The sequence below is a fragment of the Pseudobdellovibrio exovorus JSS genome (assembly GCF_000348725.1).
Taxonomy (GTDB): Bacteria; Bdellovibrionota; Bdellovibrionia; order Bdellovibrionales; family Bdellovibrionaceae; genus Pseudobdellovibrio; species Pseudobdellovibrio exovorus.
In genome coordinates this window covers 1405851-1421614 of record NC_020813.1, presented here as the reverse complement: position 1 = coordinate 1421614, position 15764 = coordinate 1405851, and the positions used below count along the sequence as shown (strand labels likewise).

The following is a 15764-nucleotide window of genomic DNA, read 5'->3' as shown; positions in this document are numbered from 1 at the left end:
TTTATAATGGATTGAAGCAGGCCACGGCGCGACCTGGTTGGTTAACGATTGGGGTTAATACGGGTTTATTTGTCCAGCATTCAGTTTTTACACGTGAACATCTATTAGAGAACGGACATCCTTTAGGAAGTTCGTGCGGTGCTGGCACTGAGCCTTCGATAGTTTTTAAACGAGAGACACGATGACCTAGCTTCGGACGTGATGCAATCAAAGCGCCTGTGTAGGGATGAAGTGGGCTGTTCAGAATGTCTTGAGTAGCGCCGGTTTCGCATGTGTGCCCGCCGTACATTACCATGATCTTATCTGAGATCTCTGAAATCACTCCAAGGTCATGTGTAATGAACTGAACGGTCATGTTCATTTTCTCTTGTAGACTTTGGAACAACTCTAGAATTTGTGCTTGGATAGTTACATCGAGTGCTGTTGTCGGCTCATCAGCAATCAAGAATTGAGGGTTGCAAGAAAGAGCCATGGCGATCATAGCTCTTTGCCTCATCCCTCCGGATAACTGGTGAGGGTAGGCATGATAGCGATCTTTTGCTGAAGGAATGCCCACTAACTGAAGCATCTCAATGGCGCGATCGCGTGAGTCTTTTTTTGAGTATTTCAGGTGTTTTTGGATTTGCTCATCCATTTGATAACCGATGGTCAGTACGGGATTCAGAGCGGTCATCGGCTCTTGGAAAATCATCGCCATTTTTCCGCCGCGAACGCCTTCCATCTGACTTTCATTTAAGCTGAGTATTTCTTGATCATTTAAGAAAAATTGACCATGTGTTACTTTTCCTGGGCGTTCAATTAATCTCATTAAAGAAAATGAGGTAACTGATTTTCCGCAGCCGGACTCTCCAACGATGCCTAAAGTTTCACCTTTATTGATTTCGTAAGAAATTCGGTTAACTGCGCGAAAAGGCCCTGATTTTAGAAAAAAAGTAGTTTCGAGTTCTTTAACTTGAACAACTGGTTTCAATTCTTAGATCTCCTTCCAAGTTGAGTCAGGGATTTTGAGCAATACAAGACTCTATGATAAAAAGATGAAAAACCAATGCGATAACAATTGGCGTCATATCTTTTTTGCAATGCTGTTTTGTTCAACAAGTTTAGCCAAAACTTGTGTTAGCGCTTTGGAAAGTACGCCTGACAATTTGTCGGATAAAGTTGGTTTAGGTTCAAAAGAGACCTTGATAATTTGATGTGTTTTAACTTTTGAAAGTAGGTAGTCATCGCTCGTACGGATTTCATCTACCAAACCCAGCTTGATAGCATTTTCGCCATACCAAAACTCACCAGTTGCCACTTTGGCGATATCCATTTGTGGGCGATACTCGGAAACAAATGACTTAAATAAAACATGGGTCTCTTCGAGCTGCTCCTTGAACTTTGCTTCCCCTTGCGGGGTGATTTCTCCGAATAGACTGACGGTGCGTTTGAATTCACCAGCGGTATATTCTTTGTAGTCCACGTCATGCTTTTTTAATAGACGATTGAAATTTGGAACTTGCGCCACGACGCCGATAGAGCCAACTAATGCGAATGGTGCTGAGATCACTTTATTCGCTGTGCAGGCCATAAGGTAGCCGCCGCTAGCTGCGACTTTATCAATACAGATCGTCAGAGGAATATTGGCTTGGCGGAATCTTAAAAGTTGAGCTGCGGCAAATCCGTATCCATGCACCAAACCGCCTGGGCTTTCTACGCGAACAACAACTTCGTCTTGGGCTGAGGCAACACCTAAAATTGTCGAAACTTCTTCACGTAGATGGTCCGCATCTGAAGCTTTGATATCACCTTTTAGAAAGTCGACAACAAAGACTTTGTTTTTTGATTTTTCGTCTTCAGCTTTTTTTTGCTTTTCTTCTTTTTTAAGGCGTTTCTTTTCGGCTTTAAGTTCCGACTCGTTTAACAGGGCTTGCTTTAAGGCTTGAGTTTGATCTTCATATTTTTCGTGAAGAAGTTCGATGTCGAAAGATTTCTGAGCCTTAGCTTTTGCGACTAATGTGGCAATTGTAATCAAGACCGCGATAACAGAGACCACAATGATTAAAGCTTGAGAGAAAAATAAGAGGATGTGTTGTAGTATTTCCATAGTCTGAAAAAGCTAGCTCATCTTACAGTTTGAGTAAAGACAAAGGTCGAGATTTGCTGAGTTTTTTAAGAAATCCAAAGAACACAGAATCCCGTGGAAGTATAATTTGTGTACGAATGCGCCCACTTCGAATTGTACTTTTATCAGCTTTGACTTTGCTTTCTACGACCGCAGTTGTGGCGATAGAGTATGATGCTGATCTTGCTGAATCGCTGAAAATTGAAGCAAGTCATAATCTGGAAAGACTGAAAAGTTATCGAACTGAAATAAAAAATAATAAAATCTTCGAAAACGAAAGAGAAAAAGGGTTAGCCGAGTTTCTTGAAGAACAAGAGCGATGGGAGTTGCAGCGCGAACGTGGTGTGCAACAGCAGCGACGAGCTAGGCGTTCGGAAAATCGTTTGATGTCTGAAAACAGCCCTGAATATCGTGAATATCTAAAAGAGTTGCAAGCAGAACAGAAGCGCTACGAAAGAAATCGCGAAACGTATGTGGCCACTCGCAACAGAGTGTTGTCGCGACAGGGCTCTTCGATGGCTAAGCTGGAATCTGAAGAGTATGATCTTATGGTCAACAGACCTCGGTATGATTTAACAAAACGTCGCCGTAACAAGTGGGTGACGACGTCTACACCATCCTCTGGTGGAGGCTTTTCTGGCGGAACTATCGGTGGTGGCGGGGTTGTTTTCCCTGATCAGAACCAAAACCCGATTCCTCCGCCAGCTGATTTCTTGCCAGTTCCTGACTTTCCAGCTCCTGCTGAGGTTCCTTACGGAGAATTTGATGAATTACCAGTTCCGCCGCCTATTTACGATGGCAGCGCTGAAGGTATGCCTTTTGACTCAGGTTTTGGAGCGGGCGACATGTCGATTCCACCGCCACCACCTCCGCCACCAGATTTTGATTTCTAAGTCAGCCAGTAAGAAAAGCTAGTTTTCTTAACAGTTTGCTTACTAGCTTTTCTTAAGTAAAAGGTCATCGGCGCTGAGGCCAGTTAAGCCATGTATCTTTTTGAAAGAGTAAAAAAGTAGAACGCCTAGGAAGATCATGGATGGGACAAGGATCACAACTAAAGAGTAAAGCGTCATTTGGCTGAGTTGTTCGTTAAGCAGCTCTTGTTTTTGTGTCTCGGTTAAAGCTGTTGGTAGTGGTGTGAAAATACGAACAGCCAAAACAAAATTCAGAAATGCACTCAATAAGAAAGATAAAGAGAGCCAACGAGTCAGGTGTTTCATCAAAATATGAAAATCAATTTTCTTGGCTTCAGAGTCTAATTGCTGATCAATTTTTTGTAAGTCAAATGTACTTGGATTTAAAAACAAACTTTGAAAGAAAGGATTCTTGGTAAAGCTGGAACCCAAGACAAAGAAGCCGATCAGCAATGGAAATGCAGCCTCTTTTACGGCAAACCAAAGTCCTTCTAAAGTCATCAAAGTGAAGATCCCTGAAATTAACACGTTAAGAAGGCCGAGTAGGGATATGAAATCAATTTTACGCGCTTGAATAAGTGATTTTAAGGTGAAAAATAACGGGAAGCTAAGGGCTATAACTAAAGATAGCTGGGCATTAAGGCCGTACTTGTGTCCTTTGTTGAGGATGAGCACTGGAATTAAGATGTTAAACAGGATGTGGACGAAGCTGTTTTCTTGTTTTTGCATCCCATGAGCCTATGCTAATCTGAAGCCTGAGGCTAGGAGAAATATGCCAGAACTTCCTGAAGTTGAAATTGTGTGTCGCAATTTAAGAGAGATGATTCCTGTTAAAACGAAAATTAAGAACTGGGAATTTTATCGAAAAGATTTGCGATATCTTATTCCCAAAAAAGATCTGCAGAAGTTGATCGGGCTTCCTTTGCAGGCCATCAGTCGACGTGCAAAATATATTCTATTCGAGTTTCAAGAGTTTATGCTGATCTCGCATTTAGGTATGACGGGGTCATGGAGGCTAGAGCGTAAGGGATGGGACAAGCGGACCCATGATCATTTGGCTTTTGAGCTTTCGGGTGGCCGTTGGTTTGTTTATGAGGATGCCCGTCGGTTTGGTTTTGTTGAGGTTATCAGGAGGGATGACTATTTAAAGAGATTTCAAAACCTAGGGGCGGAGCCCTTGGATCGGGATGTGGATTTTTCTGGTTTGACGGAAAAATTTTCCAAATTAAGCGCGCCCATAAAGTGTGCACTGATGAATCAAAAGTTATTGGTTGGGGTTGGGAATATCTATGCTTCCGAGATTCTATTTAAAGTCGGGGTCAGTCCTTTGCGCCCATGTGTGCAAATTAAGTCACAGGAATACGATAAAATCTGGAAAGAAACGCGGATGACCTTATTGAGGTCGATTGAAAAGGGAGGTTCGACCATAGAAAACTATAGAAACAGCTATGGTGAATCGGGAAATTATCAAAATGAATTTTTTGTTTATGGTAAAGAGGGGGAATCTTGCCACAGTAATTGTGGGGGTAAAATTCGATCGATCGTCCAAGCGGGAAGATCGACTTATTGGTGTCCCGTTTGCCAAAAAAAGTAATTAGACAATTGAAAAAAAATATGAGAATTTCTTCGTGTTCACATTAACCCCCGAAAGGGAAAGGACACACAAATGAACAAAATGTTAATCGTATCTTTGATGGCTTTATCTTTAGCAACAGGTTTCACTTGCTCTAAAAATGCTCCAGAGCAAACTGCAGCTCCTGCTGAAACAACTGAAGCAACAGCTGAACAAGCTACAATGGCTGAACCAACTGACGCTGCTGCTGCCGCTCCAACTGAGGCTGCACCAACTGAAGCAGCTCCTGCTGAACAAGCTCCTGCTGCTAATCAGTAATAGCTTTAAATATACATAGAGTATTTATTCAACAAAAAGGCTCAGTCTTAACAGGCTGAGCCTTTTTTATTTAGAGCTTTTGCTCGACTTGCCAGCAAGCAATCCTCGTGCTCCAATAATGTGGAATACAAACATTTAAGGAGCATCCTGTGGAAACATTATTAAGTTATAGTGGCTATTTCTGCCAGTCAGATTTTCTAGGTCTTTGGATCTTGGGATCTGTCGTTTTGTTACTGTTTTTAGGTTTTTTCGGCTTACCGCTAGTCGTATGGGCTGTTGTTGGCCTTTTGCTATTATTCGGTTTTGGAGCGCCTGTTTGGTTGCTGACTCTCTATGCCGCTGTGATGCTGGTGTTCCTTATTAAGCCAATCCGTACCGTTTTGGTTTCTTCTATTGTAATGAGGGTGATGAAAAAGCTAGGGGTTGTGCCTAGTATTTCAGCAACAGAGCGTACCGCATTAGAGGCGGGTGTTGTTTGGGTTGAAAAAGATCTTTTCTCGGGTAAACCGAACTTCAAAAACATCATGGCTGAACCCTATGCGAAGTTAACTCAAGAAGAGCAAGACTTCATGAATGGCCCTGTTGAAGAGCTTTGTAAATTAAGTGATCCATGGAAAATCTGGAAGAACCGCGAGGTTCCTCAGGATCTATGGAAATTTATCCGTGAAAAAGGCTTCTTAGGAATGATCATTCCTAAAGAATACGGCGGATTAGGATTCTCGGCGATGGCTCACTCGGAAGTTGTGATGAAAATCGCCTCTCGTTCATTGCCAACATCTATTTCGGTTATGGTTCCGAACTCATTAGGGCCTGCTGAATTGTTGATTCACTATGGAACTCAAAAGCAAAAAGACCACTGGTTGCCTCGTTTGGCCAAAGGTGACGAAATTCCGTGTTTCGGTTTAACAGAGCCTTTAGCGGGATCTGATGCGGGTTCGATCACATCTTCGGGTGTGGTATTTAAAGGCGATGATGGCAAGTTATACATTAAATTGAATTGGAAAAAACGCTGGATTACTTTAGCGGGAATTTCGACTGTTATCGGTTTGGCTTTCCGCTTGCGCGATCCTGAAAACTTATTAGGTAAAGGCGAGGATATCGGTATTACGTGTGCGCTTATTCCTTCAAGTGCAAAAGGCGTGGATATTTCTCGTCGTCATGATCCATTGACGATTCCATTCCACAACTGTCCTACGACAGGTGTTGATGTCGTTGTTCCTCTTGAAGATGCTGTTGTCGGTGGTTCTGGCGGTTGCGGTCAAGGTTGGTCAATGTTGATGGAGTGTTTAGCTGCGGGTCGCGGTATTTCATTGCCGGCTCAATCTACTGGTGGCGCGAAGTTAGCTTACAGAACAGCATCATCTCACTCTCTTATCAGAAAACAATTTGGTGTGAGCATTGGTAAATTTGAAGGTGTTGAAGAGCCTTTAGCTCGTATCGGTGCTTCAACGTATGCATTGGAAGCTATGAGACGTTTCACATTAGGTGCTTTGGATAAAGGGATTAAGCCACCTGTTGTAACGGCAATGATGAAATATCAAGCCACAGAGATGGGCCGTCGTGTTGTGAATGATGCGATGGATATTATGGGTGGAGCAGGTATTTCTTTAGGTCATCGTAATTTAATTGCAGAGGGCTATGTTGCAACTCCAATTGGTATTACAGTTGAGGGTGCGAACATCATGACAAGAACTTTGATCATCTTTGGTCAAGGAGCTCTAAGATGTCATCCGTTTGCATTTGATGAAGTGAGCGCTTTGGAAAGTGGAGACACGAATAAATTCGATACAGCTTTCTGGGGCCATATCGGACACGTAGTGAGCAATGCTTGCCGTTCTATCTTGTTATCATTAAGCCGCGGTTACTTGGCATGTGCTCCATCAGGTACACATCCGAAAGTTCGTATTCACTACAGACGTTTGACATGGGCTTCTGCAACATTTGCTATCTTAGCTGATATTGCGATGGGCTCATTGGGTGGTCAGTTAAAAATGAAAGAGAAAATCACAGGGCGCTTTGCTGATATTTTCTCGAATATGTACATGTCGGTCTGTGTGTTAAGACGCTTTAAAGAAGATGGGCAACGTGAAGAAGATCTTCCTTATGTTCAGTACTTCTTGAAGTACTCAATGGCTGAAATCCAAAAAGGATTTGATGGTTTATTCGATAACTTGAAAATTCCAGGTTTAAGATGGTTCTTTAAAGGTGTCCTTGGGGCATGGTCGCGTATCAACTCTATTGGCTCACAAGCTACTGATGGTTGGTCGCATCTGATCTCGAATTCAATGATGTATTCAAAAGAGCAAAGAGATCGTTTAACAGATGGTATCTACTGGGTAGCTGAATCGACTCATGGTACAGCGACTGTTCAATCGCGAGCTCAAATTGATCAAACAGCTCGTTTAGAGAATGCCTTCGTAATTGTGACTCAAGCTGAGAATGCTGAAAGAAAAATTAGATCTGCGATCAAAAGTGGTGCTATTCCTAAGAAGAAAGGAAAAGCTTCATGGGATGATGCTTTGGCTAAACAGATCATTTCTCAAGAAGAGTACCGCCTGTTATCTGAGGCAGATCAGGTTCGTTATGATGCGATCTTAGTCGATGATTATAACGAAACAGAGTACCAAAATAAGATACAAGCATAAATTCCTTGATGCTGACGTACGAATAACCCTATCCTGTTTAGGATGGGGTAGTACGTATTATGATGAATCAAGTTCGTAATCAAAAAGGTATAAGTATTATCGAAGTTCTGGTCGCGGCAGGTCTAACGGCAGTGGTGTCGTTGGGTATTGCGACCATGATTCAGAACTCGATGATCGAGCAAAAGAAAACCGTTCTTCTAGCCACTCTTCGTGAAAATAAAATCCGGATCGAGAATATGCTAAGAGATCAGCAGGCATGGACCTACACCTTGGCTGATTCCAACAACTTAGCCATTACCCCTGCGAATCAGTCAACAGCGTGTTTGCGCGATACAACCGCCTGTGCTGTCATCGCAGGAACGGCTCCTCAAAAATTAGTTGTCAGAGATGCCGCTAACAATGAGGCGTTTAACTTATTAAATTGGGCTGGTACAGGTTCAAACGGCTTTACTGAAAGCGGAGCCACCTGTAGTACTTTTACGTCTTCACAAACTGGAAACATGGGGAATGACTCATGTCCGATCTCTTATAGATTAGTGTATATGTACACTTGTCCATCAGGGACAACGTGTGTGAACCCGCAAGTTAAAATTGTGGGTCGTTTAATTTACAATCCATCGAATCAAGGGTACTTGCATCGCTTCAGAGGCTTGATAGATCAAGGGAATCTGTCGCGAATTGACTTAGAAGGACCAGAAAATGATGGTCGTTATGATATCGTCGTAAAACGTACGGCTGTTCAAACCAATCGTCAGTTCCGTCTGACTATGGGGTTTACTCCAGCAAATTCAACTCCTAGTTGTGCAAATGCAGGAGCCGGAGCTTGTACAGCGGGGTGGGGATATTACCCAACTGGTGGAGACAGGGGGTTGTGGCAAAACCCAAGTGGAGATTCTTCTCTTTACCAGCTTTCATCTCCAGCAACAAGGTTTACATTCACAGCCAATAATGGAGGACCTTATAGTTGTATCGTAAATGCGCAGGCTTTCTCGACAGGAAGTTTTGGGGTGCAGATATATAATGTAACTAACAGTACAGTAATTGCTGAGGGTACAACTACTGCGGGGCAGTGGGCTATGTCCAATGCGATCGTAGAAGCTAAATTTATCGCGGTTCCGGGGGAGCTTTATACTATTCGTCAGCGTTGTCCATCGGGACCTCCGAGTTCTACTTATGGTGATACGACGGTTGGGCAATGCTCTTTAGGTATTGCACAGAGTTATAGCGGTCGGACGGATTACGTTTCGTTAAGCTGTTACAAAGTGGATATGTAATTAATCCACCATAAATATAATCAAAGGCACGGGGAGGTTATCAAGATCTCCCTTTTTTATTTCGACTTCTTCTTTGTATTTTTGATGTACCCAGTAGTTGGGATAGACCTGAAAATAATTTTCAGCAGCTACCTTGAATGACTCATTTCCAAGTTCTAGAAGTCTTTGTGTGATAATGATAACATCCGGCTGATTTTCTAAGGCTTCGCGACAGCCATTATTCGCTATGGGGTCAGAAGGGGAAGCGAAGCAAGGAATCAGATTTTGCCGAGGCAGCATCCCCATCCCATCAAGATAATTAAACCCATGAAGATTAGTTAAGGCTGAGGCTTTTGAGATAAAAAGTATTTGCGGACAACTAGAAATAAAATAGGGAAGGTTCTTCTTCCACATCATAATGCTCGAATACAGCAGGCATAGAGATAGCGTTGTGACAAAGACCTTTTTGTATTGGAATCCATATTGGATTAAGACGGTAAGCAGTGGCAGGTAGACTATAGGGACAAAACTGGCGATATAGTAGGAGTAAGATTGAGGTATCGCCACAATAAGTGCTAACGAACTAAGAGAGGCAAGGGCATAAGGAATAAGGCGGAGCCGCTTATTAAGCAAGATCCATAAGGATGTTAAGATACTTAATAAGATAAATGGCATTTCTACAGTAACGAAATTTTTTAAATAGACAGTTGGGAAAGAAGCATCTTGGTAGGTAGCGATCAGGTAAGAAAGAGCGGATAAATTATAACCAATAGCCCAAACTAAGGCAGCAAGGGTTAGAAGCGTTAAGTTGAGTTTTTTTATAAAGTTCAGCTTTTTAAAATAGCTTAAGTATTGAGGAAGGATAATAAAAGCTAAGGGGATGAAAAATAAAATGGATTTAATACTGCTGATGGGAAGTAGTATTGCGAACAAAAAAGAAAGTCGCATCCTTCTGATTAAATAAAAATATACAGACAGGATAAAGAATAGAAAACCAACTTGATCTGAACGTATCCGAGAGAAGTTTTTCAAGAATATAGGGCTAAATAGACAAAAAAGAAGAGCAATCAAGATGAGTTTGTTGTGTGTGATTTGTTTTTGAGAAATTTCAATGGCAGATTTTATAAAGATATACAGCGCCACTATACCTAATAGAGAAAATGCAAACTTAACGAAATAAATATGGGTTAAATCACTTAAGGGAAGAATGTGGAAAAACGAAAGAAAGAAAGAAAAAAGGGGCTTTTGTAATTGTGATGGCTCAAAAAACGACCAATTCCACCATGTTTTTGAAATCGTCATGGGCCAGAATTCCGAAGATGAAATATGGTAGAAGCAGCCATAAATTAGCAGTGGAAGCAATAAAATCCAACCAAGATATTTTTTCATTTTTTTGTACCAAATATCATGAAACGCGTAAAAGATTTATCTGGATACTCAAAGGGCAATTGATCTGTTTCTAATATATTCAAGTGATCGGCATACTTTTCAATAAAGTGATCTAGGCTTTGCGGGCTATTGATGTGTTCTTTGTGAGGCATATCTGTAGCTTGTAAAACTATGAAGCTGTCTTTGGGAATCTTAATTAACCAGTCCTGTGATGCCATATGTTCGCAGGACGTATTGATAAAAATTTGATTTTCTATCCCTACAGGAGGTACTTGGTTTACATCTTGATGGTGAGGGACTACGTGAACTCCTTCGCAATCGAAAAAATTAAGTATTTTTTTAGAAACTTCCAGATCACTTAAGGTTAGGTCATATAAATCAATGCGATCAATCTGTATATCAGAGTTAATGAGTAGTATAAAAGGACCTAGTCCCACCCAACTTCCATACCAATGAAGTGTATAGCTATTTTGAGGTAAAAAGTATTTACGATACCAAGTGGAAAAACTATTGGAAAGCCATAGCTTAGATTTGATTTGTGAGTGAGAAAAAGCGTCTGCCGAGAAAGAAATCTGCTTCATATATGGATATGTTTTCACTAAAATATGGGCTTAGCAAGATTATTAAATACAGTATTTACTTTGTGAGTTCGCCTTGTATGATAGAAGAGTGAACGAAAGTAAGTTGATTTTCTACGGACAAGAGCAAGATATTCGGCAACATATGTTGTACGTAATGAATTTTGTAGAAGTACGTCCTGTGGAAGATAATAAATCGGGATTTTTCATACAAGAAAATCGTTATGGGCAATTAGATTTAAAAAAGATTGATGTAGATTATAATTTCGAACAAGAGGTCGGCGCCGTTCTATTGTACAGATACCTTTCTGAGGCTGAAAAGGAAAAAATATCTTCTCAGGATAGTCTGAAAAGATATTACGTTCTGTCACATAAACATTTCGACTTATCCTATTTGGAAGAATTAGGAATAGCGGCAACTCAAACTATCATTTTGTGTGGTCATCTAAACTCAACAGCTTTAAAAGATCGACAGTATATTAGTCGACAATTCAAAACAAAAAATATTTCTATATTGAAGATGCCAGCTATCAAAACACAAAAAGTAAAAACGAAAACAGTTGGGTTACCACTGATATTTCTTTTGTTTTTAAAATTTTTTGTTAATCCAATAAACGAGGCAAAGGGCTTCTTCGAAAGAGTGAAACACTCTAATGTGCGCTTGGTATATCGTTTTTTTGAGTTGTTATCCTTCCTAGGTTTTGTTTGCAAAGCGATAATCTGGAAATATATTCTGATTTTTCTGGGAGGACTTTGGAAGACTCTTAATTATGGATTTGTTTTAGTTAAGATTGTGGCGATTAAAATTGCTTATGGAGTTCGTCATTTATTACTTATGATGGGCTTTAAATCTTTTGGTATTTTTATTGATAGCTATCATGCATTTGTTCGCGTATGGGATAGATTTATGGATGTTTTTGTCTATAAATTTTTATATAGAATTTACTTCAATTATATATTTAAAGGGACTTTGTTTCTTTATCACCAAGTACTCGTAAAATCGATTAACTTCATCTTTTATAAAATAATCTTAGGCACTTGGGCCTTTTTTAAAATCTATATTTGGAATTTTATATTTTATAAGGTTTTTATGAATATTTGGGCTTTTTTAAAGGTCTATATTTGGAATTTTATATTTTATAAAATTATCATGAATACATGGAGTTATTTGAAGCTACATGTCTGGAATTTTCTTTATTATAAAGTAGGTTATTTTTTATATTATCGTGTCTTTTATTATCTTTATTTCGTTCTTATTACTGGTGCGATCAATTTTATAAAATACGATATTAGGCATTTCTTTCTAATGTGCCTTTATAAAGGATACGGCTTAATTTATGATTTAAGTACATTCCTTTATCGTATAACAAAGCTTTATTTGCTGTATCCAATTCGTAAAGTCTATTGGTTTTGTAATTATCAATATAATACTAGAGTTAAGCGGTTAATGAAATGACGCCATCAATTTCGATAATTATTCCAAGTATAGGTGTTGATTTAGATAGATTAGAACAGCTCTTGAATTCAATTCAAAAACAGATATTTAAAACTCCCAATCGAAGTATCGAGACTTTAGTTGTTTTTAATGGCGGAGTAACTCAGAAAAAAAATGAGTTACAAAAGCGCTTTTCTTCTTATTTGTCCACTCCGAATATTCATTTTCTATTTTCTGAAAAAATTGGAGCCAATATTGCCAGAAATATTGGTATTCAAGAGTCTAAAGCTGAACTGTTGCTCTTCTTGGATGATGACTGTGAGTTAGATATAGTTCGCTTTCTGGATATCCACATTGATCTACATCAAGCGAATCCTTCTACCTTTGCCTTTGGTGGGGGGTACCAGCTTCCAGCCAGTACTAAATTCTTTGACGAAATCTACAATTATATTCAACAGCAGTGGCTGTTGTGGGGAAAGAAACAAGAAGGTGCGGCGAACGAAGTCCAATTTCTTTTAGGCGGGAACTTTTCTGCTAAGAAGTCGTTAATTCAAATTTCTGGCATTAGCTTTGATGAAAACCTGATATATGGTGGAACCGAAATGGATTTCTTTAGAGCATCTGAAGCTAAAGGGCTGAAAAAAGTTCTTATTGATTTGGATTTGATTCATCATACGCAGGAAAGTTTTTTTGGGTTAACTCGTAAAACTATTAAGCAAGGGATGGGTGCTTCTTATTCTGACCAAAAGTTTAATAGTACCTTCCGGTTGGCTAGCTATAGATCTCTGCGTGATGAAAAGCCATTTTTGTATCGGGTGGTGCTTTGGTATCTGAACTATGCTTTTTGGTATGGATATTATCGTCAACAGAAAGCTCTTTGGAAAATTATACCCCATTTTTTTCGTGATCAAGTGAGTAGTCTCAATCAAGGGCGTTATCACCTGATGGATAAGCTCAAAAAAGATATTCAATCAAAACAAGATGGCGGTAGCCGTTTTTAACGCCAAAGCTCTTTAAGGCGAAATTTTAAAGAGCGCTGAGAGCGATAGAAGCTACCAAAAAGCGTTAATAGTTCTGGTTGTAAGTGCTGCAAGAAGAAAAGCTCAGCTGTCACCTTCAAAAGAGTATACCGTTTGGAAGCTGAGTTTTTATACTGCATCAAATCGTATGAAGTCAGATGTAACAAAGGGACTTTTACCAAGGAAAAACGTAAACGCCTTTTAAAAGCTTCATATCCTAAGTCGGTATCTTCAAATCCGTAAGAGATATAATATTTTTTAAAAAGTCCGAGTTCATAAAACTTTTTCTTTTCAATGCCTAGAGCATAGGTGCATGTGTATTTCCAATAGTCGGGTAGATCACTCCAGTTACGGCAGAAGAACAGCTGTGACCAATAGTTTTTTTCTTCAATATAGGTATCTTTTTCAATTTGGATATCTTTATAAGAAGGATTTTGTAAGCTTTTTTCCTGATTTATATGGAAACGTTGGAATTGCATCACATCCGTTTGCGTAAATTCATTCAGGCAGGTCTCAATGAAGTTATTGGGAACGAGCATATCGGAGTCTAAAAAGAACAGATAATTCCCTTTACTGTAATGGGCAGCTAAATTGCGGCAAAGGCCCGGACGGAAGAAGTTTTGCTCGCCGCGCTGAGGATGTTGTTTACTCCAGTGAATATAGGTGATGTTTACCTGTCCATCAAATGCCTTATGATAGAGATTGAACAAAACTTCGCTGCTGTTATCGGTGCTTCCGTCGTCTGCGATGATGATTTCGTAAAGATCCTGAGACGTATTTTGTCTGATGAGGTGCCATACAACATTTGAAAGAAATATAGAATTATTAAATGTTGGGATGATAACAGAAATACGAATGTTCTCGGGATTTTTTGATTGGGTCTTCCAGCGGATTTTATAAGAGATATTGCTTTGTGGTACTAATTCGTAATGATGTGGAATATTCGGGTTGTAAATTTCCAGGCCCGTTATCGTTTTGTAGTCGATGTGTGTCGAACAGATGTCTTTTACTGTTAATGACTGAGGTGTATTCTCGCTGAAAGGTAAGAACCTCCAGAAAATATTAAGTTTGTCGTTATGTGTTTTATGGAACTCAGTAAAGCTAGCGAGATCAGATTTATTCGTTGGGATCAAAAGCACATTCTCTATGGTTTTTAGATGTTCTAATAGGAACGGTAAGTCGCTGGCTTGGCGGATTAAGAGGACATATTTCGTTTTTTCAACAGATTTATAAAAGGCATCATGCGTTTCGATCGTACAGCACAGAATATCTTTTTCTTTAAGATGTGAAGATAAAAAATCGCGGGCTAAAGTGGGATCTTCCAGCTTTGATTCTATGTTAAAGAAGAAAGACTTTTTGTTGTTATATTGAGCTTTGCTTTGTCTTCGATTAAAGCAAGACTCGCTCAGATCGTGGCTATTACTGATGTTGTAGCGATAAAACGAGTTGTCAGTAGACAGCAAATTCATATGAGTTTATTCTAATAAGCGATGCTCAAAAAATCTAGTCTCGCGCTTATTGTGCCATGTTATAATGAGGTCGATTGTATTCCTTTCTTTGAAAAGGAACTGCGCCTATTTTTAGAAGAACTCAAGCGCGTGCAAATTGTCCCAAATATAGATTTTTCGGTTCTGATTGTTGATAATAATTCAACTGATGGTTCTTTAGAATTGCTGAAAAAACTAGAAGCCTCAATAGAGGGGCTTCAGGTTATTTCCTGTCCCGTACAAGGTTACGGAGCGGCACTGAAATATGGATACGCCCATGCTAGAGCAGACTACTTGGCTTTTCTTGATCTGGATAACACCTATCCCTTAAAGAGCCTTATAGATATGTGGAAGAAGCTCCACCAAGAGGATTTGGATATTGTCTATGGTGCTCGAATTCATTCGAACTCTGATATTTCCATTATACGATCTTTGGGCAATAGACTTTATGTTTGGCTTTTAAGGGTTTTGTTGGGCTCAAAACTAAGTGATGTTTGTTCGGGAATGAGAATTTTCAAAGCTTCGAAAAAAGGTGAGGTCATTGCCTTAAAGGATAATGGCTTGGCATTTTCAATCGAGTTCACCGCTTTGAGTGTAAAAAATAAGTGGAAGTTATCAGAAGTTCCCATCGCTTATCGCGATCGTGTCGGGGATTCGAAGTTATCAGTTGTAAAGGATGGGTTTCTTTTTCTTTTTGTGGTGATGAAAAAGTGGCAATCGTAACAAAAGATGGCTTACAGCAAATAGTATTTGTTATATTTGCACAATCGGAAAGTTCATATCAATTAGCACGGCGTGATCTTGTCGCTATGGGGATCGCTCAAGCCCAAATCGTTTGGTGTAATCCTTTATCGCAAAGTCGTTATGATTTTATCAAAAGCCATCAAGAGCAATGGCTCTGTTTTTTAGACCATGATTGTCGTATGACTTCAAAAAGTCTGCAGGTGCTGACAAGTTTAGTAGAAGTGCAAAAATCCTCTCAACAGAGCGAGGTCTATGCGGGGTATTACGCCAACCCAATGTGTGCTTCTTATTTGCAGAAAGCTCATAAC

General features: G+C 39.7%; 14 protein-coding genes. 8 read left to right on the top strand and 6 right to left on the bottom strand.

The window, feature by feature from the left end; translation table 11 throughout:
- Position 1: 1 nt before the first annotated feature.
- The gene (locus A11Q_RS07025; protein ID WP_015470106.1) at positions 2–970 is read right to left on the bottom strand and encodes an ABC transporter ATP-binding protein; all 969 of its coding nucleotides are present in this window, start codon (positions 968–970) and stop codon (positions 2–4) included.
- A 93-nt stretch (positions 971–1063) separates the two neighbouring features.
- On the bottom strand, positions 1064–2086 hold the full coding sequence (sohB, locus tag A11Q_RS07020) for a protease SohB (RefSeq protein WP_015470105.1): 1023 nt from the start codon (positions 2084–2086) through the stop codon (positions 1064–1066).
- A 116-nt stretch (positions 2087–2202) separates the two neighbouring features.
- Here sohB and A11Q_RS07015 point away from each other — a divergent pair, with 116 nt between their 5' ends.
- Positions 2203–2997: a hypothetical protein gene (locus A11Q_RS07015; RefSeq protein ID WP_015470104.1), complete on the top strand. Its 795-nt coding sequence runs from the start codon at positions 2203–2205 to the stop codon at positions 2995–2997.
- Between the two features lie 42 nt (positions 2998–3039).
- Here A11Q_RS07015 and A11Q_RS07010 read toward each other — a convergent pair whose 3' ends face one another.
- Positions 3040–3744 carry a VC0807 family protein gene (locus tag A11Q_RS07010; protein WP_015470103.1) on the bottom strand — a complete coding sequence of 235 codons (705 nt, stop codon included), beginning with the start codon at positions 3742–3744 and terminating at the stop codon, positions 3040–3042.
- 43 nt (positions 3745–3787) lie between these two features.
- Here A11Q_RS07010 and mutM point away from each other — a divergent pair, with 43 nt between their 5' ends.
- The 4 genes from mutM (at position 3788) to A11Q_RS06990 (ending at position 8825) form a co-directional block, all read left to right on the top strand.
- Positions 3788–4609, top strand: a complete 822-nt coding sequence (gene mutM / locus A11Q_RS07005; RefSeq protein WP_015470102.1) for a bifunctional DNA-formamidopyrimidine glycosylase/DNA-(apurinic or apyrimidinic site) lyase — start codon at positions 3788–3790, stop codon at positions 4607–4609.
- Between the two features lie 72 nt (positions 4610–4681).
- The gene (locus tag A11Q_RS07000) at positions 4682–4906 is read left to right on the top strand and encodes a hypothetical protein (protein ID WP_015470101.1); all 225 of its coding nucleotides are present in this window, start codon (positions 4682–4684) and stop codon (positions 4904–4906) included.
- Positions 4907–5055: 149 nt separating this feature from the next.
- Positions 5056–7551 (top strand): acyl-CoA dehydrogenase, encoded by a 2496-nt coding sequence (locus tag A11Q_RS06995; protein ID WP_015470100.1) that lies wholly within the window; start codon positions 5056–5058, stop codon positions 7549–7551.
- Positions 7552–7610: 59 nt separating this feature from the next.
- Positions 7611–8825, top strand: coding sequence for a PulJ/GspJ family protein (locus tag A11Q_RS06990; RefSeq protein WP_015470099.1), 1215 nt, complete (start codon positions 7611–7613; stop codon positions 8823–8825).
- Here the strand turns inward: A11Q_RS06990 and A11Q_RS06985 are convergent, their stop codons facing one another.
- Both A11Q_RS06985 and A11Q_RS06980 read right to left on the bottom strand, forming a co-directional pair.
- Positions 8826–10106 (bottom strand): hypothetical protein, encoded by a 1281-nt coding sequence (locus A11Q_RS06985; RefSeq protein ID WP_148284960.1) that lies wholly within the window; start codon positions 10104–10106, stop codon positions 8826–8828. It abuts the gene before it with no gap.
- An 83-nt stretch (positions 10107–10189) separates the two neighbouring features.
- Positions 10190–10774, bottom strand: coding sequence for a hypothetical protein (locus A11Q_RS06980; protein ID WP_015470097.1), 585 nt, complete (start codon positions 10772–10774; stop codon positions 10190–10192).
- Positions 10775–10862: 88 nt separating this feature from the next.
- On the opposite strand from A11Q_RS06980, the gene A11Q_RS06975 reads away from it, so the two are divergent.
- Positions 10863–12227 (top strand): hypothetical protein, encoded by a 1365-nt coding sequence (locus tag A11Q_RS06975; protein WP_041575142.1) that lies wholly within the window; start codon positions 10863–10865, stop codon positions 12225–12227.
- Positions 12224–13207, top strand: coding sequence for a glycosyltransferase family A protein (locus A11Q_RS06970; RefSeq protein ID WP_015470095.1), 984 nt, complete (start codon positions 12224–12226; stop codon positions 13205–13207). The genes A11Q_RS06975 and A11Q_RS06970 overlap by 4 nt, the downstream gene beginning before the upstream one ends.
- On the opposite strand, the gene A11Q_RS06965 is transcribed toward A11Q_RS06970, so the two are convergent.
- Positions 13204–14694, bottom strand: a complete 1491-nt coding sequence (locus A11Q_RS06965; protein WP_015470094.1) for a glycosyltransferase family 2 protein — start codon at positions 14692–14694, stop codon at positions 13204–13206. The two genes, A11Q_RS06970 and A11Q_RS06965, sit on opposite strands and share 4 nt — an antisense overlap.
- Positions 14695–14715: 21 nt before the next feature.
- Here A11Q_RS06965 and A11Q_RS06960 point away from each other — a divergent pair, with 21 nt between their 5' ends.
- On the top strand, positions 14716–15435 hold the full coding sequence (locus tag A11Q_RS06960; RefSeq protein ID WP_015470093.1) for a glycosyltransferase family 2 protein: 720 nt from the start codon (positions 14716–14718) through the stop codon (positions 15433–15435).
- The last annotated feature ends 329 nt before the right edge of the window (positions 15436–15764 follow it).

What these genes read in the sequence shown, in the direction of transcription:
- sohB (WP_015470105.1), bottom strand. Translation starts at nt 2,086, where the DNA reads ATGGAAATACTACAACACATCCTCTTATTTTTCTCTCAAGCTTTAATC.
- A11Q_RS07015 (WP_015470104.1), top strand. Translation starts at nt 2,203, where the DNA reads ATGCGCCCACTTCGAATTGTACTTTTATCAGCTTTGACTTTGCTTTCT.
- A11Q_RS07010 (WP_015470103.1), bottom strand. Translation starts at nt 3,744, where the DNA reads ATGCAAAAACAAGAAAACAGCTTCGTCCACATCCTGTTTAACATCTTA.
- mutM (WP_015470102.1), top strand. Translation starts at nt 3,788, where the DNA reads ATGCCAGAACTTCCTGAAGTTGAAATTGTGTGTCGCAATTTAAGAGAG.
- A11Q_RS07000 (WP_015470101.1), top strand. Translation starts at nt 4,682, where the DNA reads ATGAACAAAATGTTAATCGTATCTTTGATGGCTTTATCTTTAGCAACA.
- A11Q_RS06990 (WP_015470099.1), top strand. Translation starts at nt 7,611, where the DNA reads ATGATGAATCAAGTTCGTAATCAAAAAGGTATAAGTATTATCGAAGTT.
- A11Q_RS06985 (WP_148284960.1), bottom strand. Translation starts at nt 10,106, where the DNA reads ATGACGATTTCAAAAACATGGTGGAATTGGTCGTTTTTTGAGCCATCA.
- A11Q_RS06980 (WP_015470097.1), bottom strand. Translation starts at nt 10,774, where the DNA reads ATGAAGCAGATTTCTTTCTCGGCAGACGCTTTTTCTCACTCACAAATC.
- A11Q_RS06970 (WP_015470095.1), top strand. Translation starts at nt 12,224, where the DNA reads ATGACGCCATCAATTTCGATAATTATTCCAAGTATAGGTGTTGATTTA.
- A11Q_RS06965 (WP_015470094.1), bottom strand. Translation starts at nt 14,694, where the DNA reads ATGAATTTGCTGTCTACTGACAACTCGTTTTATCGCTACAACATCAGT.
- A11Q_RS06960 (WP_015470093.1), top strand. Translation starts at nt 14,716, where the DNA reads ATGCTCAAAAAATCTAGTCTCGCGCTTATTGTGCCATGTTATAATGAG.